This is a genomic window from Pantoea sp., assembly GCF_039594315.1.
Lineage (GTDB): Bacteria > Pseudomonadota > Gammaproteobacteria > Enterobacterales > Enterobacteriaceae > Pantoea.
In genome coordinates, this window is sequence record NZ_JBCNNP010000003.1 from 221,006 (window position 1) to 244,990 (window position 23,985).

A 23,985-nucleotide genomic window follows, 5' to 3' on the forward strand; every position below is an offset into this window, starting at 1 on the left:
TTATTTGCTTCCATTGCGCGACAGCAACAACACGTCCGGACTGACCTTCACGCCGCTGCGGGCCAGCGAATCAAGATTGACGGAAAACAGCGTGTGATCGGGTTTGAAGATCAAACAGAAGGCAGCGCCAACGGTGCATTCCGCATTGTTTTCAGCCAGCGTCAATACCGCTTTGCTCTTGAAATGCTTGACCAGTTCAACCTGTTCACCAGGCGATTGATCGCCAAAATAAACCGCATCACACCGTTGCGTGGCGAGTTCATTGGCGTTAGCAAGGTAAACCACGCTGAATGAGGTGGCCGCAGGCAAACTGTCTTGCGCTAAAGAGAGATGCTGCGCAGAAGAAAATACGCACAGTTGCGGCGCGCCGGTTAATCCCGGCCAATGGGAAAAACTAATGATGCCGCTAACGATGCGATTGGCTTTGTCATCTTTATTGGCGGCAACAGCCGCATGAGAAATAAACAACAGTAGCAAAAGGGCATTAAAGAAAACTTTGCAGGCATGAATAAGGGAAAGCAGTGAATCATTTTCCCGATAATGGTGTTGTGTATATAACATACTGCGTTCCCGAGAGTTTTCGCATAGTTCCGTGCCGGATTGAGCGTACGAATAATACCATTGGCGCGTTTAAAAATGTACCGTCGCTGATTATCCGCAATCCTTTTGTCGCCATTTCTGGTGACCAGGCATTAGTGCATCTGGCACAAAATTGATCACGCGCATCCATCCTCATTTCTTTGCGCGAAATTATTTTATGGAAAACCCGCTAAAAACTCGGGTTTGCAGCAAAGTGTGATCCAGCACACATTTATTGCCCTGAACTCTGATCCGCGAGAAAGGCGGCTAAAGCGCGATGAATGTACATAATCATGGTAAAAATCATTCTGCGCAACTAAATCCCATAAGCAACGTTAAAGATTTAGCCGCGTAGAAATTGCGGTTTTAAAGCGTGATTTTTGATTGCGAAACAATTTGTCATATTTATCGAGGTGAGGCTTTTTCACTTTCTGGCAGGATACGCAGCATTCCGCTTCTCCTGGTCTTTGCGTCATGCAGTGGTTTTCAAAAAACGCCGTTTTTTTTGCTGTAAAAACCTGTCTGGCCGCCTTTCTGGCACTTTATCTCGCACTGGAACTCAACCTGGACAAACCGGCTTGGGCGGTGACCACGGTGCTGCTGGCGTCGCAACTTTATTCAGCATCAACGATTTCCAAATCGGTGTTTCGCCTGCTTGGTACCTTGCTTGGTGGCGTGTTTATCTTCTTTATCTTTCCGCCTACGGTGCAACATCCGCTGCTATTCTGTTTCTGCGTTTCGTTGTGGGTCAGCGTGTGCCTCTATTTATCGCTGCACGATCGTACCCCCAAAAGTTATGTCTTCATGTTGGCTGGTTACAGCGCGGCGATCATGGGATTCCCGGAAGTCGCCACGCCGCTATCGATCACCAGCACCGTGTTGTCGCGCATCGAAGAGATCACCTTAGGGATTGTGTGCAGCAGCCTGGTGCATGCGCTGTTGTTTCCGGTGTCGATGCGCAGTTTGCTGGAGCAGAGCGTCAGCGTTTGGTATCTCAACGCGCGCAAATTGTGTAGCGATCTACTCTCTGGCATTCCCAGCGATACCTCTCCAGAGCGTGACGATATCCTGATCCGCATGGCGACCAATCCTCAGCAGGTAGAAGTGCTGATCACGCATTGCGTCTACGAAGGCGATGCCGCCCGACGGTTGATTCGCTTGGTCAGCGTGCAGTATCAACATCTTTCCTATCTGATCCCAACGCTGACGGCGATCGAACTGCGCTTGCAGCGTTTGTCGGCATTACAAATTGCGTTTCCAGAAAATGTCGCCCAAACCTTCCAGCAGTTTCTGCAATGGCTACACGATGGAGAAACGGTAGGGGAAACCAGCGGCATTCAGCAAACGCTTAGCGATTGCCAGCGAGAACTTAATGCCGTTTGGCAGCAGGGCGAAATGCCCACAGAAAACTGGTTGCTGTTTACCGGATTGCTGGAGCGATTGGCTGATTTTGTGCGGATCGCCGGGGCTTATCAGAGTGTGGGTGGCTTGGTCAGCGACTTATCGGGCGACACCACCTTAGCACGCGGCAAACGTACGCACCGTTTCTTCGATAAAGGTCTGATTCGGCTCTCAGCGCTGACGGCGTTTTGCGCCACCTTTGGTTCATGCCTGTTTTGGATGGCTTCCGGTTGGCGCGATGGCGCTTCTGCGCCGGTGATGGCGGCGATTCTTTGTTCGCTGCTCGCCAGCCAGGATACGCCGTTAACGTCAATGAAGCTGTTCGTGCGCGGAGTGATCGTGGCGATTCTGATCAGCATCGTTTATGTCGCTTTATTACTGCCGCAAGCAACCTCATTCGAAGCTTTGCTGATCTGCTTAGCGCCGGGATTGATCATCCTTGGTCTGATGATTGCGCGTCCCACCACCAATATGATTGGTTTAAGCGTAGCGATTCAAATTCCCGGATTTATCGGCCTCGGCCACCATTTGAAGCCAGACTTGGTGTTGCTGATCAACAATGCGATTGCCTCGATGGTCGGCGTGATATTCGCAGTGGCCGTGACTGCGATCATGCGTAATAAACGCCCATCATGGACCGCGCGCCGTGCGGTACGTCAGGGTTTGCGCGAGCTGTTGCGCTTCATTAAAGAGACCGAACGTAACGGTTCATCGCTATTGGGACGGCAACGTTTTATCGGTTTGATGCTGGATAAAGTTAATGTGGTGCTGCCACGTTTGCGCCTTGACCCTCAGCCGGATATGCGCAGCGCGGGCATGTTATTGGCGGAAGTGTGGTTGGGCGTAAACAGTTTTGACTATTACGCGCGACACAAGGATTTGTTGCAGCATTATCAATTGGATAGCGGACAGATGTTTCATGAGCTGGCACTGTTTCTCAAGCGCCGATTGAAATCGCTGCAAACGCCGCCGCATGCGGATTTGCAGGAAGAGCTGGATTTGCTGCTGTTGATGCTGGAACGCCTGGCGAAGCGTGATGAAAGGGTGCTGACGCCACTGTTCCACCTGTTCAGCATCCGGCTGTATTTGTTCCCGCAGCAATCCTGGCCGGTCGCCACGCCGCGCCAAATGGAAATCATGCAGCGCCAGCGCTATCGGTTATCCAATCCGTAAGGCCGCCATTTATGGCGACCGATTAACGGCTTAAATCGATGCCAAATCACGTCCATTACTGGCAATGACTTTTTTGTACCACCAGAACGATTTCTTACGGATGCGCTCAAGGCTGCCGTTGCCCTTATCATCGCGATCGACATAAACAAAACCGTAGCGTTTGCTCATTTCCCCGGTTGATGCGGCAACCAGGTCAATGCAGCCCCACGTGGTATAGCCGATCAACGGAATGCCATCGTCAATGGCGTCGCCCATCGCCTGGATATGTTGTTGCAAATAACTGATGCGGTAATCGTCATTGATCTCGCCAGCAGCATTCAGTTCATCGTGTGCGCCTAAGCCGTTTTCCACCAGAAACAGCGGTTTTTGGTAGCGGTCATACATCATATTCATGGTGATGCGCAGGCCGAGCGGATCGATGCCCCAGCCCCAATCACTGCGTTTTACATGTGGATTCGGTAGCGATTTCACCACGTTGGCGGCGCTGCTGTTTTGCTCGTTCATATCTGCTGAAGCACAGCGTGAGGCATAATAGCTAAAAGAGACAAAATCCACTGTATGGCGCAGCGTGGCGGCGTCTTCCGGCTGCATTTCAATTTCCACGCCTTTCTCACGGAACACGCGCGCCGCATAGGAGGGATACGCACCGCGCGCCTGCACATCGATAAAGAACAGGTTTTCGCGATCTTTCTCCAGCGCCGCCCAAACATCTTCCGGTTTGCACGACCACGGATAGAAATTGCCACCCGCCAGCATGCAACCCACCTGATTCTCCGGGTTAATCTCATGAGCGATTTTGGTCACCAGCGCGCTTGCCACCAACTCATGATGCGCCGCTTGATACTTGACCTGCTCAGGATTTTCGCCCGGTTCAAACACCAAGCCTGCACCGGAAAACGGGCTGTGCAGCAGAATGTTGATCTCGTTAAACGTCAGCCAATACTTCACCAGCCCATTAAATTCTTCGAAGCAAGTGCGCGCGTAACGGCTGAAAAATTCGATCATCTTACGATTGCGCCACGAACCGTATTCGGTCACCAGATGCATCGGTACGTCGAAGTGGCACAGCGTTACCAGCGGCGTGATGCCGTATTTTTGGCACTCTTCAAACACGCTGCGATAAAAGGAAATGCCTTCGGCGTTGGGCACTGATTCATCGCCGTTAGGATAGATGCGGCTCCAGGCAATCGAGGTGCGAAACACCGTAAAGCCCATCTCCGCCATCAGCGCGATATCGTCTTTATAGCGATGATAAAAATCGATAGCGTCATGGCTGGGATAGTATTCATCTTCGCGCAGCGTGAAGCGTTTTTCTAATCCCAGTTTTACCGGCATGCGATGTTCACCGTGGGGAATCATGTCCACCGTGGTTAAGCCTTTGCCGCCCGCCAGATAGCTCCCCTCTGACTGATTAGCGGCTAACGCGCCGCCCCACAAAAATCCCTCTGGAAACATAAAAACCTCGATTAATTAACGTTGACGGGCTGCGCGGCATCCGCTGCGGGCTTAGCCTTGGCAGGTTCGCTAACCGGAATGTCTTCAAAGCCCAGCATCAACGTGAGAATGAAAGAGAGCACCACCGAAAGCACCATCACTCCGCCGACCCAAACAATGCTCATTGGATTGCTGGGATCGAAAAATTGCACGCTGGTAAACAGGCCGGGTGACGCCATGGAATGGCTGGCTAATCCGCCAATCCCGGCGACTGCGCCACAGATAAAGCCGCTAATCAGGCTGGCGATTAACGGTCGTTTCAAACGGACCGCCACACCATATAAAGCCGGTTCAGAAATCCCGGCGATAATCGCTGAAGCCGCAGCGGCCAGCGCAGTCTGGCGCAGTTCAGGATTTTTGGTTCTCAACGCCACCGCCAACGATGAACCGCCGAGCGACAGATTGGCGCCAATTTCTGACGGCATCACCATGCCTTCTTTGCCGGTTTCGGCGATGGTTTGAATAATGGTCGGGGTGAACACGCGATGCATGCCAGTGATCACCAGCAGAGGCCACAGCGCGCCCATAATCGCTACCGATAACCAGCCCAAATAGCCGTGAATGGTGTAAACCAACGCGGAAATGCCGCTACCGATCCAGATACCAATCGGGCCGATTAACACGATGGCAATCGGTGCCGCGATTAGCACAATCAGCATCGGTTTCAGGAAGTTTTTCGTCACCGCCGGCGTAATGCGATCAACCCAATATTCGATGTGCGACAGAATCCAGGTCATCACTAATGCTGGGATCACCGTGTAAGTGTATTTCACAGCAGTAACCGGGATGTAGGCGAACTCCACTGCCTGGCCTTGTGCCGCTTTAGCCATCAAATCGACAAAGTTGGGATGCACCAGCACGCCCGCAATGGCGATGGCCAGCGACATGTTGGTTTTGAATTTCAGTGCTGCCGAAGCTGCCACCATAATGGGCAGGAAGAAGAAGGCGCCGTCGCCAATCACATTGAGGATCACCAGCGTCGATGAGCCTTTCGCCAGTACGCCGCTCATTTCCAGCACCATTGCCAGCAGCTTTACCATCGATCCGCCGATGATCGCCGGGATCAGTGGCGACATGGTGCCAACCAGCGCATCAAGAATGCCAGCCCCGATGCTGCGCAGGGTGATTTTGCGTTTCACTGGCGCTGCACCTTCGCTGCTTGGCGTGCCCAGTTTCAACACTTCCTGATAGGCGAGGTTAACGTTATTGCCGATGATCACCTGACACTGCGTATCGGTGTGCACCACACCCATCACGCCGGGAATAGCTTTCAGCGTGGCGTTATCAATCCGCGCGCTGTCTTTCAGCACGAAACGCAGGCGCGTCATGCAGTGCGTCACCGCTTCGATATTGTTCAAGCCGCCAAGCGCCGCCACGATGGCGCGTGAGACTTCCGCATAATTTTTAGCCATGGATTTTTGGTCTCTGTTTTTTTAAGTAGAGGTACAGCTGATTTATGGTTGAATTTTGCACATGAGAAACCGGTTTCACAAAATCATGAAGATCAGCCGCTAGTCAGGCAAGAAATTTAAAAACGGATATTTGAAACTGTGAAGTTGATCGTGATCGTGATGGTGTGGGCGGGTACGAATAGATGAAGTGAGAAAAATTGCCGCATAATTCGATGCTTAGGTACACTGATGCAATCAGCGCGGAAAAAGAGTGGAACATGGCGACCATACTTGAGGTGGCAAAAGTAGCAGGCGTATCTAAAGCAACGGTTTCTCGAGTGCTGTCTGGCAATGGTTATGTCAGCCAGGAAAAACGCGAAAAAGTCTATCAAGCCATTGCGGTGACTGATTTTCGGCCTAATTTACTGGCACGAAATCTGGCGACTAAATCCAGTCAAACCATTGGCTTGGTGATCACTAATACCTTGTATACCGGCAGTTATTTCACCGAGCTGATGCAGCACTCTGCGCGTTTAATGGAACAGCAGGGACGTCAACTGTTGCTGGTGGACGGTAAACACAGCGCGGAAGAAGAACGCGCGGCGATTCAGTTTCTGCTCGATCTGCGTTGTGATGGCGTGATCATCTATCCGCGTTTTCTCAACACCGATGAAATGGACGCGATTATTGCGCAGCACAAACATCCGATTTTAGTGATCAATCGCCGCCTGCGTCAGCATCACAGCTATTGCATCTACGCCGATCAGCTGCGCAGCAGCACGGAAGCAGTCGCGCAACTGATTGCACTAGGCCATCGCGACATCGCCTTTATCACCGGATCGTTGGATTCGCCCACTGGGCGCGAGCGGTTGGCGGGGTATAAAGCGGCACTGACACAACATCACATCGCGATTAATGATGCATTGATCGTCGAAGGGAAATGGCAGCCGCAAAACGGTGTGGCAGCAGTGGAAAGGCTGCTAGAGCAGGGCGCTCAATTTACAGCGCTGGTTGCCAGCAACGATGATATGGCGGTCGGCGCGTTGCAAGCGCTAGCGGCGCACGGAATCAATGTGCCAGCGCAAGTGGCGGTAATCGGTTTTGATGATATTCCGCTGGCGCCATTTACCATTCCCGCGTTATCAAGCGTGAAAATGCCAGTGACCGAGATGATTCAGGAAACCATCGCTCGCCTGATCTCGATGCTTGATGGTGGTGAAATGCGCAATGATAAAACCTTCGCTGGCGAATTAATGGTGCGTGAATCGCTGGGCCACGGCCCGCATCACAAAGCCAATGAAATGTAGGGTCGCCATTTATGGTGACCGACAATGTTACTTAGCGAATAATTGAATTATAGAAATAATTTTTCAGGAGTGATAAATCTTACCACTGAATTTATTCATGAATCCTCACATTTCTCTGTTAATTAATGGCTTTTGTTTTCTGAAAAACATCTTATTTTAGCGGCGTTAATCAGAATTTGTCTGATTGATTGTAAAACTCTGTCAATACTAGTTTGGCTTAACTTATCCGGTGATATTTCCTGAGGGAATTATGCACGCACGTATTACGCATCTTGATGGAATGCGCGGTTTAGCGATTCTCATGGTGATTGGTTATCATGCCTATGCGCGATGGCCGGAATTACTGCCCTATGTCGCGACAACCCAACATATTCCGATTTTTAATTATGGCTGGCTTGGCGTGGAATTGTTTTTCATGATTTCGGGCTTTGTCATTTTTATGACATTGGATAAATCAGAGAGCTACATCAGTTTTCTTAAGAAACGCTGGTTACGTTTGTTTCCGGCAATGCTAATTGCCAGTTTGCTGCTGTTTGCAGTCGGCGGATTTTTTCCCGAATGGAACGAAATGACACCTTACGTCAGAAATTTATTACCCGGCTTAATCTTTACTAATCCTGAAACGTTACATCAGATCACCGGCATTGATTTCAAATCTATGGCAGGTTCATTCTGGTCGTTGTATGTAGAAGCGGTATTTTATCTGATTATTGGTGCGGTCTATTTTACTCTTGGAAGAAAATATTGCTTGCCAGCATTATTAGTGCCTATGTTGTTATTGTCGGCATCTTCAGTATTGAAATCGATGGGGCATCCACTCTTAATCGATGTAATTTCTAAATTCGGTTTCATTCATTACGCGTGGTTTATGGTGGGATGTTTGGTGTATGAGCGCATGCACAACCGCGACAAACTGTTCCACTATGCATTGGTGGCTCTCGCCATGCTGATAAACTTTAGTTATTTCGTCAAAAACAATGGTGCGATGACTATTATTCCGTTGTTAATCGTCATGCTGTTCTTTATCGCCAGTTTCTATTCGAAACAGATTGAACGCATTCTCTCGGTACGTTTCCTGACCGCAATTGGCTTCGCCAGTTACGCGTTCTATCTGATTCATGAAAACCTGATGATCGCCACGCTGATCAAACTCAACGTGCATATCAAGAGTGAGTTCGTCATGCTACTGATGCCAATCGTGGTTGCTAGCGTGTTGTATTACATTGCCTATTTGATCACCAAATATGCGGAGCCGGCATTGCGTAATATGCTGAAGGGAAAACGCTTGCCGACGCCCGAAGCTGGTAGCGGCGCGTAAATAATGGCGGCCAACTGGCCGCCTGCTCATTAGTTTTACATCGCTTCCATCGCCGGGATGAAAATCGCGGCGTTAACACTCCACGAACTGTTATTCATTAGTTGTAAACGCGACACATAATAGCCCGTCGCGCCTCTTCTTTTCGCCTCGATTCTCACATCCTCTAATAACTCGGCTGATGTGCGTTGCTTTTGGGTAAACGAAATCGCGCCGATGCGTTTCCAGTTACCACTTTTGGCTTCTTTATACGAAATTTCAACCGGTAAATTATTTTCTGCTTGCGAAGCAATAGGGAAAAAAAGGCTGCCAGCCACCAATGTGGCAGCAAGGTTTAACTTTTTCATTTTAATTCTCCAGTGATGCCTGATATTCAGGCTGCCCATTAGTTTTACCACTGTAACCACCTGTCTTATCAATATACTCGACGATTATTTACATTTATTGATGGGCTTCGTTTAATTAGCATGATAATGAGTTTCCTTGTTCCTCTATTAAAACAAGAGATTAAGTATAGGTTTTGGCTTTGTTTATTGTAATCATATGTAATGGCTGTTGAGTATTGTGTTCTGTTAGTTGTTTATGTGATGTGTATATTCATGAAGACTGTTTCCACCTTACGATGTAGAACATTTCTGAATTAATCGAATAGTGATGTTAAGGGAGGGTTTTAATGCCAAATACCACATTGGAATTATTATTGGCGCGCAATAGAAATTACGCCGTGCGTTTAAGCAAAAATGATAGTGAATATTTTTCTCGTCATACAGCAGGTCAATCCCCACGTTGTTTATGGATTGGATGTGCAGATAGTCGTGTACCGGTGGATATCATGCTTCAGTCTTCGCCTGGTGAATTATTTGTACTGAGAAACGTCGCCAACCAGGTACTCGCACACGATGATGGCATGATGAGCGGTATTGAATACGCACTAAACTCGCTACAAGTGGAAACCGTGATTATTTGTGGCCACACCCAATGTGGTGGCGTTGATTTTGCTGGTGTGATGGCGATAACACCAGGCCATAATTTCCAGGAAACCCCGTTGCACAGACAAATAAAACCACTTAGCCAAATGTTGCTAAAGCACATTCAGCGCTATCCTGCTTTGCGCCAACTTCCACAGGATCATTTAAGCCGGTTATTTGTTGAAGCCAATGTGCGTCAGCAAATTAAGCAGTTACAGCAAACCGCGCTTTTTCAAGCCGTATCTCAGAAACGTCAAGTGGAAATATATGGCTGTGTTTATGACCTGAAAACAGGGATTGTCGATGTATTAACGGATGATGAAAATGAGGTTCCAGGATGAACAAATCTTTTCCCGTTTTATTCACTTCGCTTAAGCAGGATCTGTTTGCTGGCACGGTGGTTTTTCTGGTGGCATTGCCGCTGTGCTTAGGAATTGCGCAAGCGAGTGGTATGCCGCCACTTGCCGGGTTGTTAAGTGGAATTATTGGCGGTGTGCTGATTACGCTATTAAGTCCTTCACCCCTTTCAGTTAGTGGACCTGCGGCAGGTATGATTGCGCTGGTTGTGAGCAGTATTGCTTCACTGGGCAGTATCTCGGCGATGTTAGTTGCCTTGGTTCTGGCTGGAGCGCTACAGGTTGCTGCGGGATTACTGCGCTTAGGCCGGCTGGCGGGGTTGATTCCCGGAACAGTGATTCGTGGCTTACTTGCTGGCATTGGTATTTTGCTCATTATGCAACAACTCCCCGTCGCTTTTGGTTATATGCCTGATAGCGAGCCAACCAATGATGCTTCGATGCACTTTTTCAAAGACATCACGATGGGTTCGGTACTGATTATGCTGGTCAGTTTATTGCTGCTGATAGTGATGGAAACGCCGTGGGTGAAGAAAAGCAAGCTGTCGGCTCTCCCTGCACCACTGTTGGTGGTGTTATGGGGCATGCTGGCGCAAGGTTTACTCTCCAGCGCAGAAGGCTGGGCATTGCCAGATTCCCAACGTGTGCAATTGCCTGCCTGGTCGTGGGACAATGCTTGGCCGCTAGCGCTGCCCGATTGGTCGGTCTTGATGCAACCTTCTTTGTATCAAGTCGCTTTCAGTATTGCCTTGCTCGCCAGCCTGGAAACCTTATTAAGCCTGGAAGCCACTTCGCGTATTGATCCGCTGAAACGTGCACCGCGCTCAGATCGCGAATTAGTCGCACAAGGTGCGGGAAATATGGTGAGCGGATTATTGGGGGGATTGCCTTTAACCGCGGTGATTGTGCGCAGTTCGGCCAATGTGTATGCCGGCGCACGCACACGGTTTTCATCGCTGTTTCATGGAGTGCTAATGTTAATCAGCGCATTATTTCTTGCGCCGCTATTGAATCACATCCCGCTTGCCAGCCTATCGGCGATTCTGATCTTTACCGGATTTAAACTGGCTTCGCCGGCCTTATTTATCCGCGAATGGCGGCAAGGATTTACGCAGTTTATTCCTTTTGTCATCACGGTCACGGGTATCATCAGCGTTGGCATGCTGGAAGGTATTGGACTTGGTTTGTTGTGTCAGTTGTTATTAAGTGTGGTCAAGGCGGAAAGAAATACTCTCACGCTGACGCAGCATGGCGCGATCCACCTGTTGCGCATTCATCAAAATATCACTTTTATTAGCAAGCCAGAGTTGTGCCGTTTATTAGACAGTTTGCCGGACTCCAGCACGGTGCATATTGAAGTAGTCGATGGCATTACGCTTGCCCCCGATCTGCAAGAGGCGATAGATGCGTTTATGGCACAAGCTGAACAGCGCAATCTGACAGTCTTTTACATGCCAAAGAAATAGCGCAGCGCCATGTATGCCGCCATGCCGGCTAACACCGTGGCAAATAAACCACGCGTGATGATACCGGTGATGGCGGCAATCAACGCTGCCAACAGCGATAAACTCAGTCCAGAATGTGTTAGCGCCGGTTTTTCAATCAGCTCAGCGGAGACAATCGCCGCCATGATCGCCGCCGGAATAAAACTCAGCCACTGTTGTGCGATGGGCGCCAGGCGAAAGCGCGACAGCAGCAGAATAGGGCCGACGCGCATCACGGCGGTGACCAACGCCGCAATCACAATCGTCAGCAGGACATTACGCTCCATGATTAACTCCTTGCTGACTTTTCAAACGCAACAGCAGCGTTGCCAGGCTAGCGGCAACCGAAGCGGCAATAATCACCACCACGCTGATATCCAGATGGCCCGCAGAGAAGAACGTCACCAACACCGCCACTATAATGGCCAGCGTTTCGAGCGCTTTGCGGCGGCTGGCAAACCACGTCATCAAGATCAAACCAATAAACATGGAGATCAAACTGAAACTCAATCCCGCCATCAATGACGCGGGCAGTGCAGCAGCTAACCACGCGCCGACGACGCAAGCGATAATCCAGTTCAGCCAGGCGGTGACATTCAGGCCAAACATCCAGCCGAAGGGAATTTTACCGTGCTGATTGCCATGCTGAATCGCCACGCCAAAGGTCTCATCGGTAAGCAGCAAGCCGCTAACCACTTTCTGCCAGCCACGCTGTCCACGGAAAAAAACGCTGATTGCCGAGCTCATCAATAGATAGCGCAAATTAACCAGCATCACGCTGAGCACCACCGATGTCATTTCTGCATCCGCGGCCCACAACGAATAAAACAAAAATTGCGCTGAGCCGGTATATAACGCGGCGGCCAATAACGCTGTTTGCCCTACGGAAAAGCCCGCCAGTGTTCCAATCGCGCCAGCGGCAAAGCCGATGCTCCAGTAACCCGGTACGGTAGGAAGGCAAGCGATAAAGCCTGCACGCGCACTGCTCAATTCAGTGGCTGCTGGCAGGTTTTGTGTTTTTAACACCATAACAATTGTCCATAACCTTGAATAAAACGCGTTAATGCTTGCTTTACTTGACTGGCGCCTAATCTGCAAAAGAATAGGGTGCGCATCAGCGCACCCACATTCATTACAAGCCTAATGCTTGCACCACCGCATCCGGCATCGAAGGGCGGCCATTGGCCAGACAGGTGGCGATAAAAGTCGCATCGGCGTAGACCACGCCATTAACCAAAATCTGCTGCACGAAATTGACGCGATTACGCTTGTCATTCTTCGCCAGCTCGCAGGTCACTTCCACTTTGTCACCTTTTACCAGGCTCTTACGAAAGCGCAGGGAATATTCCAGCACCATGTAGATTTTGCCCTGTTTAAACTCTTCTTCGATATCAATTCCCAACGCTTCGCGCATGTAGGCGTGACGCGTCCACTCCATGTAGAACGGGTAGTAAAGGCCATCGACGACGCCCTGGAAATCGATATGCTTTTCATCAACCTCATACTGTTTGGTAAACATTTTTATATCCTTATCTGAGAGTTACGTAAAGAAGGCACTGTTTATACGTGAGTTAGCGCAGCGGGTAAATGCAGTAATTACGTTAGGTGACTAATGTCACATTTATTGCTGCAACAATGTCGTTCGGTTTTTCTAAAGCAACACCTCGGTTAATGCTGTTTTCCCCGCCGCGCGCATGCAGGTATACCTTGCGGAAACTCCTCATGCATAGCAGGCAGACATGACCACACATACACGCATCCGTAAATTTAATACCAAAGAAACATATCCCAATCAGTCGCTGGACAATGATCTCTGCCAGGCGGTTCGCGCAGGAAATACCGTGTATGTGCGCGGGCAGATTGGTACCGATTTCGCCGGTAATTTGGTGGGATTAGGCGATCCCGCCGCACAAGCTGAACAGGCGATGAAAAACGTGAAGCAGTTGCTGGAAGAAGCGGGCAGCGACTTATCGCACATCGTCAAAACCACCACCTACATTATTGACCCGCGTTACCGCGAGCCGGTTTATCAGGTAGTTGGCAAATGGCTGAAAGGTGTATTCCCGATTTCCACCGGTTTAGTGATTTCCGGCCTGGGTCAACCGCAATGGCTGATGGAAATCGATGTCATCGCCGTCATTCCCGATGACTGGCAGCCAGAATAAGGAACGCAGCAATGACGTTATCTATTGTGGGACGCTGCGCCGAAACCGGTCAAATCGGCATTGCTATCAGCTCTTCCAGTATCGCGGTTGGCGCGCGTTGCCCGTGGCTGCGTACGGCGATTGGCGCGGTGTCTACGCAGAACATCACGTTGCCCGCGCTGGGTCCGCGCATTCTCGATCGTCTGGAGCAAGGCGATTCAGTGGAAGCGGCGCTGAAAGCCGGTTTAGCCAGCGACGATTATGCCAATTATCGCCAGGTGACGGTGCTGTCTGCTGTTGGAGATGCCGCTTGCTTCAGCGGTGAAGAAACGCTCGGTATCAATAATGCGCAAACCGGGCTGCAATGCGTGGCGGCGGGTAATCTGCTGGCCAATCCCGAGGTCATCCCGGCGATGGTCAGCGCCTTCGAGCAACATGCCGGTCATTTAGCTGAACGCTTAATCGCGGCGATGCAAGCAGGCATGCAGGCGGGTGGCGAAGCGGGGCCGGTGCACTCCTCGGCGATGTCGATCGTGGATCAGCAAGTGTGGCCGATTGTCGATTTGCGCGTGGACTGGACGGAGAACGATCCGATCAGCGAGCTCAATCAACTGTGGCTGGCGTATCAGCCGCAGATGAACGATTACGTCACGCGCGCCATCGATCCCACCCAAGCGCCGAGTTACGGCGTGCCGGGCGACGAGTAGGAGCTGCCATGTTTACCAGCCGACAACTGCTTGAAAAACTGGTGGCGTTTGACACCACCAGCCGCGAATCCAATCTGGCGTTAATCGATTTCGTCTGGCGTTACCTGACTGATTTAGGCGTCAGTTGCGAACTGATTCATAACACCGAACGCAGCAAGGCTAATCTGTATGCGCGCCTCGGTCCGGCGGGCGATGGCGGAGTGATGCTTTCCGGTCACAGCGATGTGGTGCCGGTGGATGGGCAGAACTGGAGCGTGCCGCCGTTTGCGCTCACCGAACGCGACGGCAAATTGTACGGGCGCGGCACCGCCGATATGAAAGGTTACATCGCCTGCATGCTGGCAGCTGTTCCGCATTTTCTGGCGCAGCCGCTCAATCAGCCGCTGCATCTGGCAATCTCGTATGACGAAGAAGTCGGCTGTCTTGGCGTGCGCACCTTGCTCGAGGCGCTGGCGCAGCGCCTGGAAAAACCAGCCATCTGCGTGATTGGCGAGCCGACCGAATTGCAGCCGGTGTTAGGCCACAAAGGTAAATTAGGCGTGCGTTGCGAAGTGCAGGGCGCGGCATGCCATTCCGCCTATGCGCCCCAAGGCGTCAACGCCATCGAATACGCGGCGAAAGTGATTCAGCGCTTAACCGTGATTGGCGAGCGTTTGGCGCAAAACCAGGATGCCCGCTTTGATCCGCCGTTCACCACGGTGCAAACCGGCGTGATCCACGGCGGCCGCGCGTTAAATATCGTGCCTGCCGAATGCAGCTTTGATTACGAAATCCGCACCTTGCCGCAGGATGATGCGCAGGCCATCGCCGATGAGTTGGATGCCTTCGCGCAAAGCGAGCTGTTACCGCGTATGCAAGCCGTTGCCGCCGACAGCGCGATTCGTTTTTATCCGATCAGCGGCTATCCGGGATTGCTCACCGCAGCGGAAAGTGCAGCGGCAAAACTGATCGCCCATCTGACCCAATCCAGCGATTTCAGCACCGTTGCCTTTGGTACCGAAGGCGGATTGTTCCATCAAGCCGGTATTCCCAGCGTGATTTGCGGGCCGGGCAGCATGGCGCAAGGGCATAAACCGGACGAATTCATCAGCATCGCGCAGTTGGATGCCTGTGACGCCATGTTGCAGCGCTTAGCCGCATGGATGAGTCAATAATTCTTGTGACAATGTCACACAAAACAGTTTTTGGAGAATCCATGGTCAGTGCAGAAGTCACCTCATTCCCGTCGCCGAATCGCCTGCATCCGGCGGCTAAAGCCAGCAACATCGCCGTGCAGTTAGATGGCGTACTCAAGAAGTTTGGCGATGCCATCGCGCTGCACAAAATTTCGCTGACCATTGAGGAAGGCGAATTTATCACGCTGCTCGGCCCCTCCGGCTGTGGCAAAACTACGCTGCTGAATTTGATGGCCGGTTTCGCTGAAGCCGACGGCGGCGAAATCTTTATTGACGGCGATTTGGTCACTGAAATCCCACCGTATCAACGTGAAATCGGCATCGTGTTCCAAAACTATGCGCTGTTCCCGCACATGACGGTGGAGAAAAACGTCGGTTACGGCCTGCGCATGCGCGGCGTACCGAAAGCGGAAATCGCCGAGCGCGTTGAGCAAGCCCTGGCGTTGGTGAAACTGGCCGGTTATGGCCATCGCAAACCGCGTGAATTATCGGGCGGTCAACAACAGCGTGTGGCGTTGGCGCGTGCGCTGGTGATCCGCCCGAAAGTGTTGCTGCTGGATGAGCCGTTTTCCGCACTGGATAAGAACCTGCGTCTTTCGATGCAGGTCGAGTTGAAAGCCATTCAGCGCAAATTGGGCGTCACCACGGTATTTGTTACCCACGATCAGGGCGAAGCGTTGAGCATGAGCGATCGCGTGGTGGTGATGTCAGCCGGGCACGTGCGCCAAATCGGCACGCCGGATGAGATCTATCGCCAGCCGCGCGATCCGTTTGTCGCGGGCTTTGTCGGAGACGTTAACATCCTGCCGGGCCGTTATGCCGGACGCGACCATGCGGCGGTGATCGAGTTAGGCGGTAACGCGCTGCGTCTGCCTGCGGAACGTGTGCAGGCGACGGTAGGTGAGCGCCTCGATGTGTATGTGCGTCCGGAGAATATCCAGTTGGGGCAGTTGGGGCCGCACTCCTTCCTCAGCGCCACGGTGATTACCCATGTGTTCCAGGGCGATCACGTTGACGTGCATCTCGATGTACCGGCACTCGGCAGCGCATCGCTGTTTGCGCGCCAGTCGGGCCTCGAATCGTTGACCCGTTGGCCGGTTGGCAGCGTGGTGGGAATCACCTTTGATGATGAAGGCGTGTGCGCGTTTACCACCGCCCAGCAAGGATAAACGCAGATGTTGCCTGAAATGATGAAAGCGGTGATTGCTCGCCAGCCGGGCGGTGCCGAGGTGTTAACGGTGGTGGAGCGTGCTGTGCCGCAGCCGGGCGCAGGCGACGTGCTGATTCGCGTCGTGAGCGCGGGCGTCAATCGCCCAGACATTATGCAGCGCAACGGCATGCCAATCCCGCCGGGTACTAGCGATGTGTTAGGGCTGGAAGTGGCGGGTGAGATCGTGGCGCTAGGCGCAGACGTTACCGGCTTGGCAATCGGCGATGCGGTGATGGCACTGCTGAATGGCGGCGGTTATGCCGAATATTGCGTGGCACGCGCTGAACTCTGCTTGCCGGTGCCGGAAAATCTGCCGTTGTCACATGCCGCTGGCGTGCCGGAAGCGGCGTTTACCGTCTGGCATAACCTGTTCGAACTTGGCCGCTTAACGCCGGGCGAAACCGTACTGATTCACGGTGCGGCCAGCGGTGTTGGCACCTTTGCCATTCAATGCGCGCAAGCCTGTGGCGCACGCGTTATCGCCACCGCAGGCGGAGCCGACAAAATTGCGGCGCTACAACAACTTGGCGTGTGGCGATCCATTGACCGCCACAGCGAAGATTTTGTTGCGGTGATTGAAACCGAAACACAGGGGCGCGGCGTGGACGTGGTGCTGGATAACGTCGGCGGCGATTACGTGGCGCGCAATCTCAGCGTACTGGCATCGGGTGGACGTCACGTGAGTTTGTCGTTTATGCAGGGCGCGAAGATCGAACTTGATCTGCAACTGGTGATGCGCAAAGGCTTGAGCTTGACCTCTTCGACATTGCGCCCGAAAAGCGCCGCAGAGAAAGCGCGTCTCGCTGCCTGTATCCGTAAGCATCTGCTGCCGCTGTTAGCAGAGGGAAAAATCGCTCCGACGCTGCATCAAACCTTGCCGCTGGCGCAAGCGGCTGAAGCCCATCGCATCCTCGAAGCCAACGCCAACATTGGCAAAGTGCTGCTGAATGTCGATCAGCCAGGAGCGTTAGCATGATGCAACTGTTCTACGCCACCACCTCCGCCTATGTGCGCAAAGTGATGGTGACCGCGCATTGCCTTGGCGTGGTTGATGAGATCGAATTACTGGATTCCGCCGCGCATCCGATTGAGCGTGATGAGCGCATCGCCCGTTTTAATCCGCTGGCAAAAGTTCCGGCGCTGCGTACTGAAGACGGGTTGTGTCTGTATGACAGCCGCGTGATTTGCGAATACCTGATTGCTCGCGCAAACGGCGATTTGTTGCCATCGTGCGGCGACGCGCGTTGGATCACCTTATCGCGCCAGGCCTTGGGCGATGGTTTGATCGATGCCGCTTTGCTGGCGCGTTATGAATTCAGCGCGCGGCCAGCAGAAAAGCAGTGGCAAGGTTGGGCCGATGGTCAATTGAAGAAAGTCAGTGCCGCGTTGGCGGAAATTGAACGCAAGGTCAGTGCTTTTAGCACCCAACCTGATGATCTTGGCCTGATCGCTATCGGCTGCGCGCTCGGTTATCTCGATTTCCGTTTTGATGCGCTTAATTGGCGCGCCGGTCATCCGCAAACCGCCGTCTGGTTCGCGGTGTTCGATGCCCATCCAGCGATGGCCAGCACGCGCCCACATATGTAGGGTCAATTAAATAAATCAATTACCGCACATTCCGTAGCGGCGCAATTTATTGCGCGATGAATCGCGCCGCTACGGAATGTGCGCTCTGTTTGAACGAATTGCCTAATTTCAATTCAGGAACTCATATGAATCAGCAAATCTATTTCCTCAACGGCCCCAACGCCAACTTGTATGGCATGGACAAAAGCGGCACCTACGGCAACGAAAGTTTTGCCAGCATCGGTGAACGCTGCCAGCGCCGTGCGGCAGCGCACAACATCACGCTGCAATTTCGCCAGAGCAATCACGAAGGTGTGCTAGTGGATTGGATTCAGGAAGCCCGCCAGCAAGCTGCCGGATTGATCATCAACGCCGCGGGTTTAACCTACAGTTCAGTGCCAATCCTCGATGCATTACTCATGTTTGATGGCCCGATCATCGAAGCGCACATGAGCAACATCTGGAAGCGTGAACCGTTCCGCCATCATTCGATGGTATCGAAAGCCGCCACCGGCGTGATTGCTGGCCTGGGCGTGATCGGCTACGAGCTGGCGATTGATGCGGTCGTTGAGTTGATCAAGGCGAATGCGGCATGAGTACCTTGGTTTTTTACAGCGAATTCGACAGCTTTGAACAGTGGTCAAGCTTGCTGGCGCCGCATCTGCCAGGCGTAACGATTTGTCGGGCAGAAGAAGTGCAGAACGTCGATGAAGTGCATTACGCATTGGTGTGGAAACCGCCGCACGGCTTTTTCGCGTCTTATCGCAATCTCAAACTGCTGGTGAATCTCGGCGCGGGCGTTGATTCGCTGGTGGGGCGCGATGATTTGCCGGATATCCCGATTACCCGTTTGTCCGATCCACATATGGCACGCATGATGGCCGGTTTTGTGCTGTTCGCGGTGCTGCGTTATGCGCGCGATATTCCCGCCTTCGAACGCGCGCAGCGTGAACGGCGCTGGCACTATCTGCATCCGCGCTCACCTGAAACAGTGCGCGTTGGCGTGTTGGGATTGGGTGAACTGGGTTCCTATGCCGCGCTGGAACTGGCGCGCCACGGATTAGATGTGCGTGGTTGGTCGCGTTCGCAAAAAAACATCGACGGCATCAAATGCAGCAGCGGCTTGGACGCGCTGGATGATTTCCTCGCCAGCAGCGACATTCTGGTGGTGATGCTGCCGCTGACACCGCAAACCAACGGCTTACTTAGCGCCGAGCGCTTAGCGCGCTTGCCGCGTGGCAGCGCGTTTATCAACGTGTCGCGCGGGGCGGTTGTCGATCAGGCAGCGTTAACGCAAGCGTTACAGCGTGGCGATATTGGGCATGCGACATTGGATGTCTTCGATCGCGAACCCTTGCCGCCACAAGATGCTTTGTGGGCGATGGAAAATGTGCTGATTACGCCGCATCTGGCCTCGGTAGCGATTCCCGCCAGCGCCGCGCCGCAAGTCGCCGATAATATCCAGCGTGCCGCGCGCGGTGAGTCGGTATTAAATCGCGTGTATCCGCATCAGGGTTATTAACTAGCGGACGCCAAAAATGGCGACCCTACGACGAACAACGGTTACGCCACTTTCACCACTTGTGGATCGAAATAGCTCGGTGCCGCCATGCCCGGAATATATTGGTCGGAAATAAACATGCGGCAACGTTCGGCGAAGGCGCTGACCACCATTGATTGCTGTACGTGTGCCATGGTGGCGTAACCGAGTTGCATTGGCTTATTAACGCCCGCTAAGCGCACGCGGATCAGCCGTTTGCCATCCTGCGATAGATGCGCTTTTGGTCGCACGTTGGCGATACCAAAACCAACGCCGTTTGCCACCATTGCGCGCACCGTTTCCATATTGCTGGAACGCATCACCACATTCGGCGTCACGCCAGCTTCACTGAATAAGCCGAGAAAATATTCGCGGCTCCACGGCATATCCAGTAGCACCATCGGTACGTCAGCCAGATCCTGAATCGACACCGCAGATTGCGTAGCGAAAGGATGATGCTCGCCGACCATCACGTACGGTGGTAGCTGCGCCAGTGACTTAAACGTCACATCGCTGGCAGGCACTAAATCGTAGGTCAGCGCAATGTCGATATCGGCAGCGCGCAACTGTTTCAGCAGCTGCTCATGGTTGCCTTCCACCAAGGTGACACGCACGCCGGGAAAAGCGCGGCCAAAGCCAAACACCAGTTCTGGCGTCAACATCGGCGCCAGCGTATCCAAGCAACCGACACGCAGCGGGCCGCGCACGTTGTTCATTGATTCCGAGGCGATGGTGTAGAGATTCGACATCTGTTCAAGAATCAGTTTGGCCTCTTTTAATACCTGATGGCCGATTGCGGTGAGGGAAACGCCTTGGGCGTGATGGCGCACAAACAGCTGCACGCCAAGCTCAGACTCAATGTGGGTGATGGCGGCGGATATCGAAGGCGATGAAACGTGAATACGTTCCGACGCGCCGATAATGCTGCCCGCTTCACCGGAAGCGACAAAATATTCCAGCTGACGCTGGGTGATGCGACTGAGCATGCAGGTTCTCCTGAGATCGCTGGCACGCTCATGTCGCGCCAGTCATTCTAATAATGTCGATAAAGCTCAAGCATTTCTCATGCCAAATTCCGACTCACAGCATAATCTCCTGCTTAATGGCTAGCGCCTATTCGCTTCTCCCTCACCACTGCTTAAGAAAATCCTTGCCAAGCCAGCCGCTTTTTTAGCGTCAGAAATTCTGATGCAACAGCGAGGGAAATGCTGTTTTACCGAATCTCAACGCAACGGCATTATCGCTGCAACACCCGAGAGCCGCCTTCGCACTGTTTAAGTGCATTGCGACGCGATGGAGCAGACGGTGGTGCAAAGCAGCTACAACAGCCATTTCATTCATTGGGGACGAGAATATGTTGCGTAAGATTGGTGCCTTAACGTTGTTGACCACGTGTGTATTGAGCGCAGGGAATGCGATGGCCGCAGATAAGCTGATTGTCAGCACCTGGGGCGGCAGCTTTAAAGATCTGATTGATCAAACCATCGCTAAAGAATTCACCAAAGAAACCGGCGTGGAAGTGCAGTTCGTGACCGGCGGCACCATTGATCGCCTAAACAAAGCCAAGCTGGCCGGCGGTTCGCCAGAAACCGACGTCACCTTTACCACCGCACATGTCGGCTATCTGTATGCCAACAGCGGCCTGTTCGAAAAGCTCGACATGAGCAAAATTCCTAACGCGGTGAATCTGGTGCAGCAGGCGAAAGTCAGCCCGTATCACCTCGGCGTGTGGGGCTACGTTTACACCATCGGCTATCGTCCAGATTTAGTGCCAAAAGGTGAAGAGTTCACCAGCTGGAACGATCTGTGGCGTCCAGAGCTGAAAAGCTCGATCGCGCTGCCAGATTGGGATCCGAGCCATATCATCGCGGTTTCCGCCAAGCTTTCTGGCACCGATGCGGCGCATTGGCAGCAAGGTCAGGCCAAGCTGAAAGCGCTGATCCCCAACATCAAATCCTTCTATACCGATGATGCTAACAGCCAGCAGTTGATCTCCACCGGCGAAACGCCAGTGCAGGTGATGCTGTCAATGAACGCCTACAGCATGATTGCCGAAGGCGTCAACATTAAGCTGGCGATTCCAAAAGAGGGCGCGATTCTGGGCGTGGATACCGTGGGTATCAACAAAGGCACCAAGCACGCCGATCTGGCTTACAAGTTCATGAATATTGCGCTGAAGCCGGAAATCCAACAGGAAGTGGCGAAGATCTATCGCGGCAGCCCAACGGTGACCAACGCGCATATCGATCCTGAGTTGGCGAAACTGCCTGGCATGTTGACCACGCCAGAGCAGTGGAACGCCACCATCAACACCGATCCACAACTGCGTGCGGAAAAAACCGCCGAGTGGCGTCAGTGGTTCTCTGAAAACATCATGTCGCATTGATAAGTATGGGCGGCCACCAAGCCGCCCGGTTCGTCGCACCACTTTATTCAGGCAGCAACGTCTATGACGAGAAAACCGACATTCTTACCCTGGTTCATCATTCCCGCCACCTTAACGGCGTTGGGACTGGTGGTGGCCATGTTCGTCGTTATGCAGTTCAGCGTGCGGGCCTATATTCCCGGTTCGCTCGACGTGGGCGGATTTACCCTGGCAAACTTTGACGGCTTATTTAAAAAAATCTATGCCGATGCCTTTATTAACACCGTGATGCTCAGCGCCAAAACCGCGATTTTCGGTTTGTTGATGAGCTATCCGCTGGCGTATGCGCTGGTCAGAACCAAAACCACATGGATCAAATCCACTATTTTGATCATCGCCATCACGCCGCTGTTTCTCGGCGAAGTGGTGCGCACCTATTCGTGGATTATCGTGCTGGGTAACAGCGGTTTCCTCAATAGCTTGCTGCTGGCGATGGGCCTGATTAGCAAGCCCATCCAGTTTATGTTCACGCAAACCGGCGTGGTGGTGGCGTTGGTGCATGTGACCATGCCGATTATGGTAATGATGCTGGCGACTGCGCTGTCGCACATCAATCCTGACTATGAAAAGGCCGCTACCAGTCTGGGCGCTGGTCCAATTCGTACGTTGTTGACGGTGACGGTTCCGCTGTCGATTCCTGGCATTGTGTCGAGCCTGACCACGGCGTTTGCCTGGACGTTCAGCGCCTTCGCCACGCCACAATTGATTGGCGGCGGACGCGTCAGCACCGTGGCGACCATGGTGTATCAGTTGGGCTTCTCCTCGATGAATTTCCCGTTTGCCGCCGCGCTAAGCATTGCCGGTTTGATTCTGACCATTCTGTTGCTGATGGCATTAAAACGTATGAGCCGATTCCTGCACGCGATGGGAGAGCACTAAGATGACCCGATCCCTCAACGATAAACTGATTACGCTGGCCGGACGCACGCTGGTTATCGCGATTCTGCTGTTCGTATTGCTGCCAACCATTGTGGTGTTCATCTCCTCATTCAGCAGCACGTCGGTATTGTTCTTCCCGCCGAAAGGCTGGTCGCTGCGCTGGTTCGAGCGTGCGGTGAACTACGACGATTTCCGTCACGGCTTCTACTCTGGCCTGATCGTCACCGCGTGGGCTTCAACGCTGGCGGTAATCATCGGTGCCACGCTGGCGATTGCCATTGAACGCTACAGTTTCCCGTGCAAGCAGGTGCTGGAAGGCGTGTTGCTGTCGCCGCTGTTTATCCCGCATTTCACCATTGGCCTCGGTTTGCTGATGCTGGTTTCACAATTGGGGATAGGGCGCGGTTATCCGCTGGTGATTTTCTGTCACATTGTGCTGGTGCTGCCGTTTGTGTTGCGCAGCGTATATGTATCGCTGAAAAACCTCGAACAACGCATTGAACTGGCGGCGGCAAGTCTTGGCGCATCACCGCTGCGCGTGGTGTGGACCATTACCGTGCCGCTGATTCTGCCAGGCCTGTTTGGCGGTTGGTTATTTGCCGCCATCCTGTCGTTCAACGAATTTACCGCTTCGCTGTTTATTACCACGCAAGCCACCCAGACGTTACCGGTGGCGATGTACAACTATGTGCGTGAGTTTGCAGATCCAACCTTGGCGGCATTGTCGGTAATTTATATTGCGGTAACCGCGACGATGTTAATTATCGCAAATAAGTTTTTAGGCTTAGGGAAAATATTGAACGTCGAAGCCGGGCATTAATTCCATCTCCATATAAACAATTAGGTCGCGGGTTTATTCATTCTTTTATGA

24 protein-coding genes are annotated in these 23,985 nt (G+C 52.5%); 16 read left to right on the top strand and 8 right to left on the bottom strand.

The window, feature by feature from the left end:
- Complete coding sequence (locus tag ABDW13_RS04145) at positions 1-561, bottom strand: YfiR family protein (protein ID WP_343551149.1); 561 nt, start codon at positions 559-561, stop codon at positions 1-3.
- Between the two features lie 492 nt (positions 562-1,053).
- Between ABDW13_RS04145 and ABDW13_RS04150 the strand changes: the two genes are divergently transcribed.
- Entirely contained in the window at positions 1,054-3,153 is a 2,100-nt protein-coding gene (locus ABDW13_RS04150; protein ID WP_343551150.1) for an FUSC family protein, read from the top strand.
- A gap of 30 nt (positions 3,154-3,183) precedes the next feature.
- Here ABDW13_RS04150 and ABDW13_RS04155 read toward each other — a convergent pair whose 3' ends face one another.
- Both ABDW13_RS04155 and ascF read right to left on the bottom strand, forming a co-directional pair.
- Positions 3,184-4,608: a 6-phospho-beta-glucosidase gene (locus ABDW13_RS04155; protein ID WP_343551151.1), complete on the bottom strand. Its 1,425-nt coding sequence runs from the start codon at positions 4,606-4,608 to the stop codon at positions 3,184-3,186.
- Positions 4,609-4,619: 11 nt separating this feature from the next.
- A complete protein-coding gene (gene ascF, locus ABDW13_RS04160) occupies positions 4,620-6,059 on the bottom strand; it encodes a PTS cellobiose/arbutin/salicin transporter subunit IIBC (protein WP_343551152.1) in 1,440 nt (479 codons plus the stop codon).
- Positions 6,060-6,316: 257 nt separating this feature from the next.
- On the opposite strand from ascF, the gene ABDW13_RS04165 reads away from it, so the two are divergent.
- A complete protein-coding gene (locus tag ABDW13_RS04165; RefSeq protein WP_343551153.1) occupies positions 6,317-7,345 on the top strand; it encodes a LacI family DNA-binding transcriptional regulator in 1,029 nt (342 codons plus the stop codon).
- Positions 7,346-7,595: 250 nt separating this feature from the next.
- Positions 7,596-8,663, top strand: a complete 1,068-nt coding sequence (locus ABDW13_RS04170) for an acyltransferase (protein ID WP_343551154.1) — start codon at positions 7,596-7,598, stop codon at positions 8,661-8,663.
- 35 nt (positions 8,664-8,698) lie between these two features.
- Here the strand turns inward: ABDW13_RS04170 and ABDW13_RS04175 are convergent, their stop codons facing one another.
- The gene (locus tag ABDW13_RS04175) at positions 8,699-9,007 is read right to left on the bottom strand and encodes a DUF1471 domain-containing protein (RefSeq protein WP_343551155.1); all 309 of its coding nucleotides are present in this window, start codon (positions 9,005-9,007) and stop codon (positions 8,699-8,701) included.
- A gap of 326 nt (positions 9,008-9,333) precedes the next feature.
- Between ABDW13_RS04175 and ABDW13_RS04180 the strand changes: the two genes are divergently transcribed.
- Positions 9,334-9,969 (top strand): carbonic anhydrase, encoded by a 636-nt coding sequence (locus ABDW13_RS04180; RefSeq protein WP_343551156.1) that lies wholly within the window; start codon positions 9,334-9,336, stop codon positions 9,967-9,969.
- Entirely contained in the window at positions 9,966-11,450 is a 1,485-nt protein-coding gene (locus ABDW13_RS04185; RefSeq protein WP_343551157.1) for a SulP family inorganic anion transporter, read from the top strand. Before ABDW13_RS04180 ends, ABDW13_RS04185 begins: the two co-directional genes overlap by 4 nt.
- Here ABDW13_RS04185 and ABDW13_RS04190 read toward each other — a convergent pair.
- From ABDW13_RS04190 to ABDW13_RS04200, 3 genes are all read right to left on the bottom strand, one after another.
- Positions 11,432-11,755 carry an AzlD domain-containing protein gene (locus ABDW13_RS04190; protein WP_343551158.1) on the bottom strand — a complete coding sequence of 108 codons (324 nt, stop codon included), beginning with the start codon at positions 11,753-11,755 and terminating at the stop codon, positions 11,432-11,434. The genes ABDW13_RS04185 and ABDW13_RS04190 overlap by 19 nt on opposite strands.
- Complete coding sequence (locus ABDW13_RS04195) at positions 11,745-12,497, bottom strand: AzlC family ABC transporter permease (protein ID WP_343551159.1); 753 nt, start codon at positions 12,495-12,497, stop codon at positions 11,745-11,747. The genes ABDW13_RS04190 and ABDW13_RS04195 overlap by 11 nt, the downstream gene beginning before the upstream one ends.
- A 103-nt stretch (positions 12,498-12,600) precedes the next feature.
- Positions 12,601-12,987, bottom strand: coding sequence for a thioesterase family protein (locus ABDW13_RS04200; protein ID WP_343551160.1), 387 nt, complete (start codon positions 12,985-12,987; stop codon positions 12,601-12,603).
- Between the two features lie 220 nt (positions 12,988-13,207).
- Between ABDW13_RS04200 and ABDW13_RS04205 the strand changes: the two genes are divergently transcribed.
- The 8 genes from ABDW13_RS04205 (at position 13,208) to ABDW13_RS04240 (ending at position 19,792) form a co-directional block, all read left to right on the top strand.
- The gene (locus tag ABDW13_RS04205; protein ID WP_343551161.1) at positions 13,208-13,633 is read left to right on the top strand and encodes a RidA family protein; all 426 of its coding nucleotides are present in this window, start codon (positions 13,208-13,210) and stop codon (positions 13,631-13,633) included.
- An 11-nt stretch (positions 13,634-13,644) separates the two neighbouring features.
- Positions 13,645-14,319, top strand: a complete 675-nt coding sequence (locus ABDW13_RS04210) for a DUF1028 domain-containing protein (RefSeq protein ID WP_343551162.1) — start codon at positions 13,645-13,647, stop codon at positions 14,317-14,319.
- Positions 14,320-14,327: 8 nt separating this feature from the next.
- Positions 14,328-15,473: an acetylornithine deacetylase gene (gene argE / locus ABDW13_RS04215; RefSeq protein WP_343551163.1), complete on the top strand. Its 1,146-nt coding sequence runs from the start codon at positions 14,328-14,330 to the stop codon at positions 15,471-15,473.
- Between the two features lie 41 nt (positions 15,474-15,514).
- On the top strand, positions 15,515-16,663 hold the full coding sequence (locus ABDW13_RS04220) for an ABC transporter ATP-binding protein (RefSeq protein WP_343551164.1): 1,149 nt from the start codon (positions 15,515-15,517) through the stop codon (positions 16,661-16,663).
- A 6-nt stretch (positions 16,664-16,669) separates the two neighbouring features.
- Complete coding sequence (locus ABDW13_RS04225) at positions 16,670-17,680, top strand: NAD(P)H-quinone oxidoreductase (RefSeq protein WP_343551165.1); 1,011 nt, start codon at positions 16,670-16,672, stop codon at positions 17,678-17,680.
- On the top strand, positions 17,677-18,291 hold the full coding sequence (locus ABDW13_RS04230; RefSeq protein WP_343551166.1) for a glutathione S-transferase N-terminal domain-containing protein: 615 nt from the start codon (positions 17,677-17,679) through the stop codon (positions 18,289-18,291). The genes ABDW13_RS04225 and ABDW13_RS04230 overlap by 4 nt, the downstream gene beginning before the upstream one ends.
- Positions 18,292-18,416: 125 nt before the next feature.
- Positions 18,417-18,866, top strand: a complete 450-nt coding sequence (locus ABDW13_RS04235) for a type II 3-dehydroquinate dehydratase (RefSeq protein ID WP_343551167.1) — start codon at positions 18,417-18,419, stop codon at positions 18,864-18,866.
- The gene (locus ABDW13_RS04240; protein WP_343551168.1) at positions 18,863-19,792 is read left to right on the top strand and encodes a glyoxylate/hydroxypyruvate reductase A; all 930 of its coding nucleotides are present in this window, start codon (positions 18,863-18,865) and stop codon (positions 19,790-19,792) included. Before ABDW13_RS04235 ends, ABDW13_RS04240 begins: the two co-directional genes overlap by 4 nt.
- Positions 19,793-19,833: 41 nt before the next feature.
- On the opposite strand, the gene ABDW13_RS04245 is transcribed toward ABDW13_RS04240, so the two are convergent.
- Positions 19,834-20,796 carry a LysR family transcriptional regulator gene (locus tag ABDW13_RS04245; RefSeq protein ID WP_343551169.1) on the bottom strand — a complete coding sequence of 321 codons (963 nt, stop codon included), beginning with the start codon at positions 20,794-20,796 and terminating at the stop codon, positions 19,834-19,836.
- Positions 20,797-21,164: 368 nt separating this feature from the next.
- Between ABDW13_RS04245 and ABDW13_RS04250 the strand changes: the two genes are divergently transcribed.
- From ABDW13_RS04250 to ABDW13_RS04260, 3 genes are all read left to right on the top strand, one after another.
- Complete coding sequence (locus tag ABDW13_RS04250; protein ID WP_343551170.1) at positions 21,165-22,196, top strand: polyamine ABC transporter substrate-binding protein; 1,032 nt, start codon at positions 21,165-21,167, stop codon at positions 22,194-22,196.
- A gap of 63 nt (positions 22,197-22,259) precedes the next feature.
- Positions 22,260-23,114, top strand: a complete 855-nt coding sequence (locus ABDW13_RS04255) for an ABC transporter permease (protein WP_343551171.1) — start codon at positions 22,260-22,262, stop codon at positions 23,112-23,114.
- 1 nt (position 23,115) lies between these two features.
- Positions 23,116-23,934 (top strand): ABC transporter permease, encoded by an 819-nt coding sequence (locus ABDW13_RS04260; protein WP_277967237.1) that lies wholly within the window; start codon positions 23,116-23,118, stop codon positions 23,932-23,934.
- Positions 23,935-23,985: the final 51 nt, after the last annotated feature.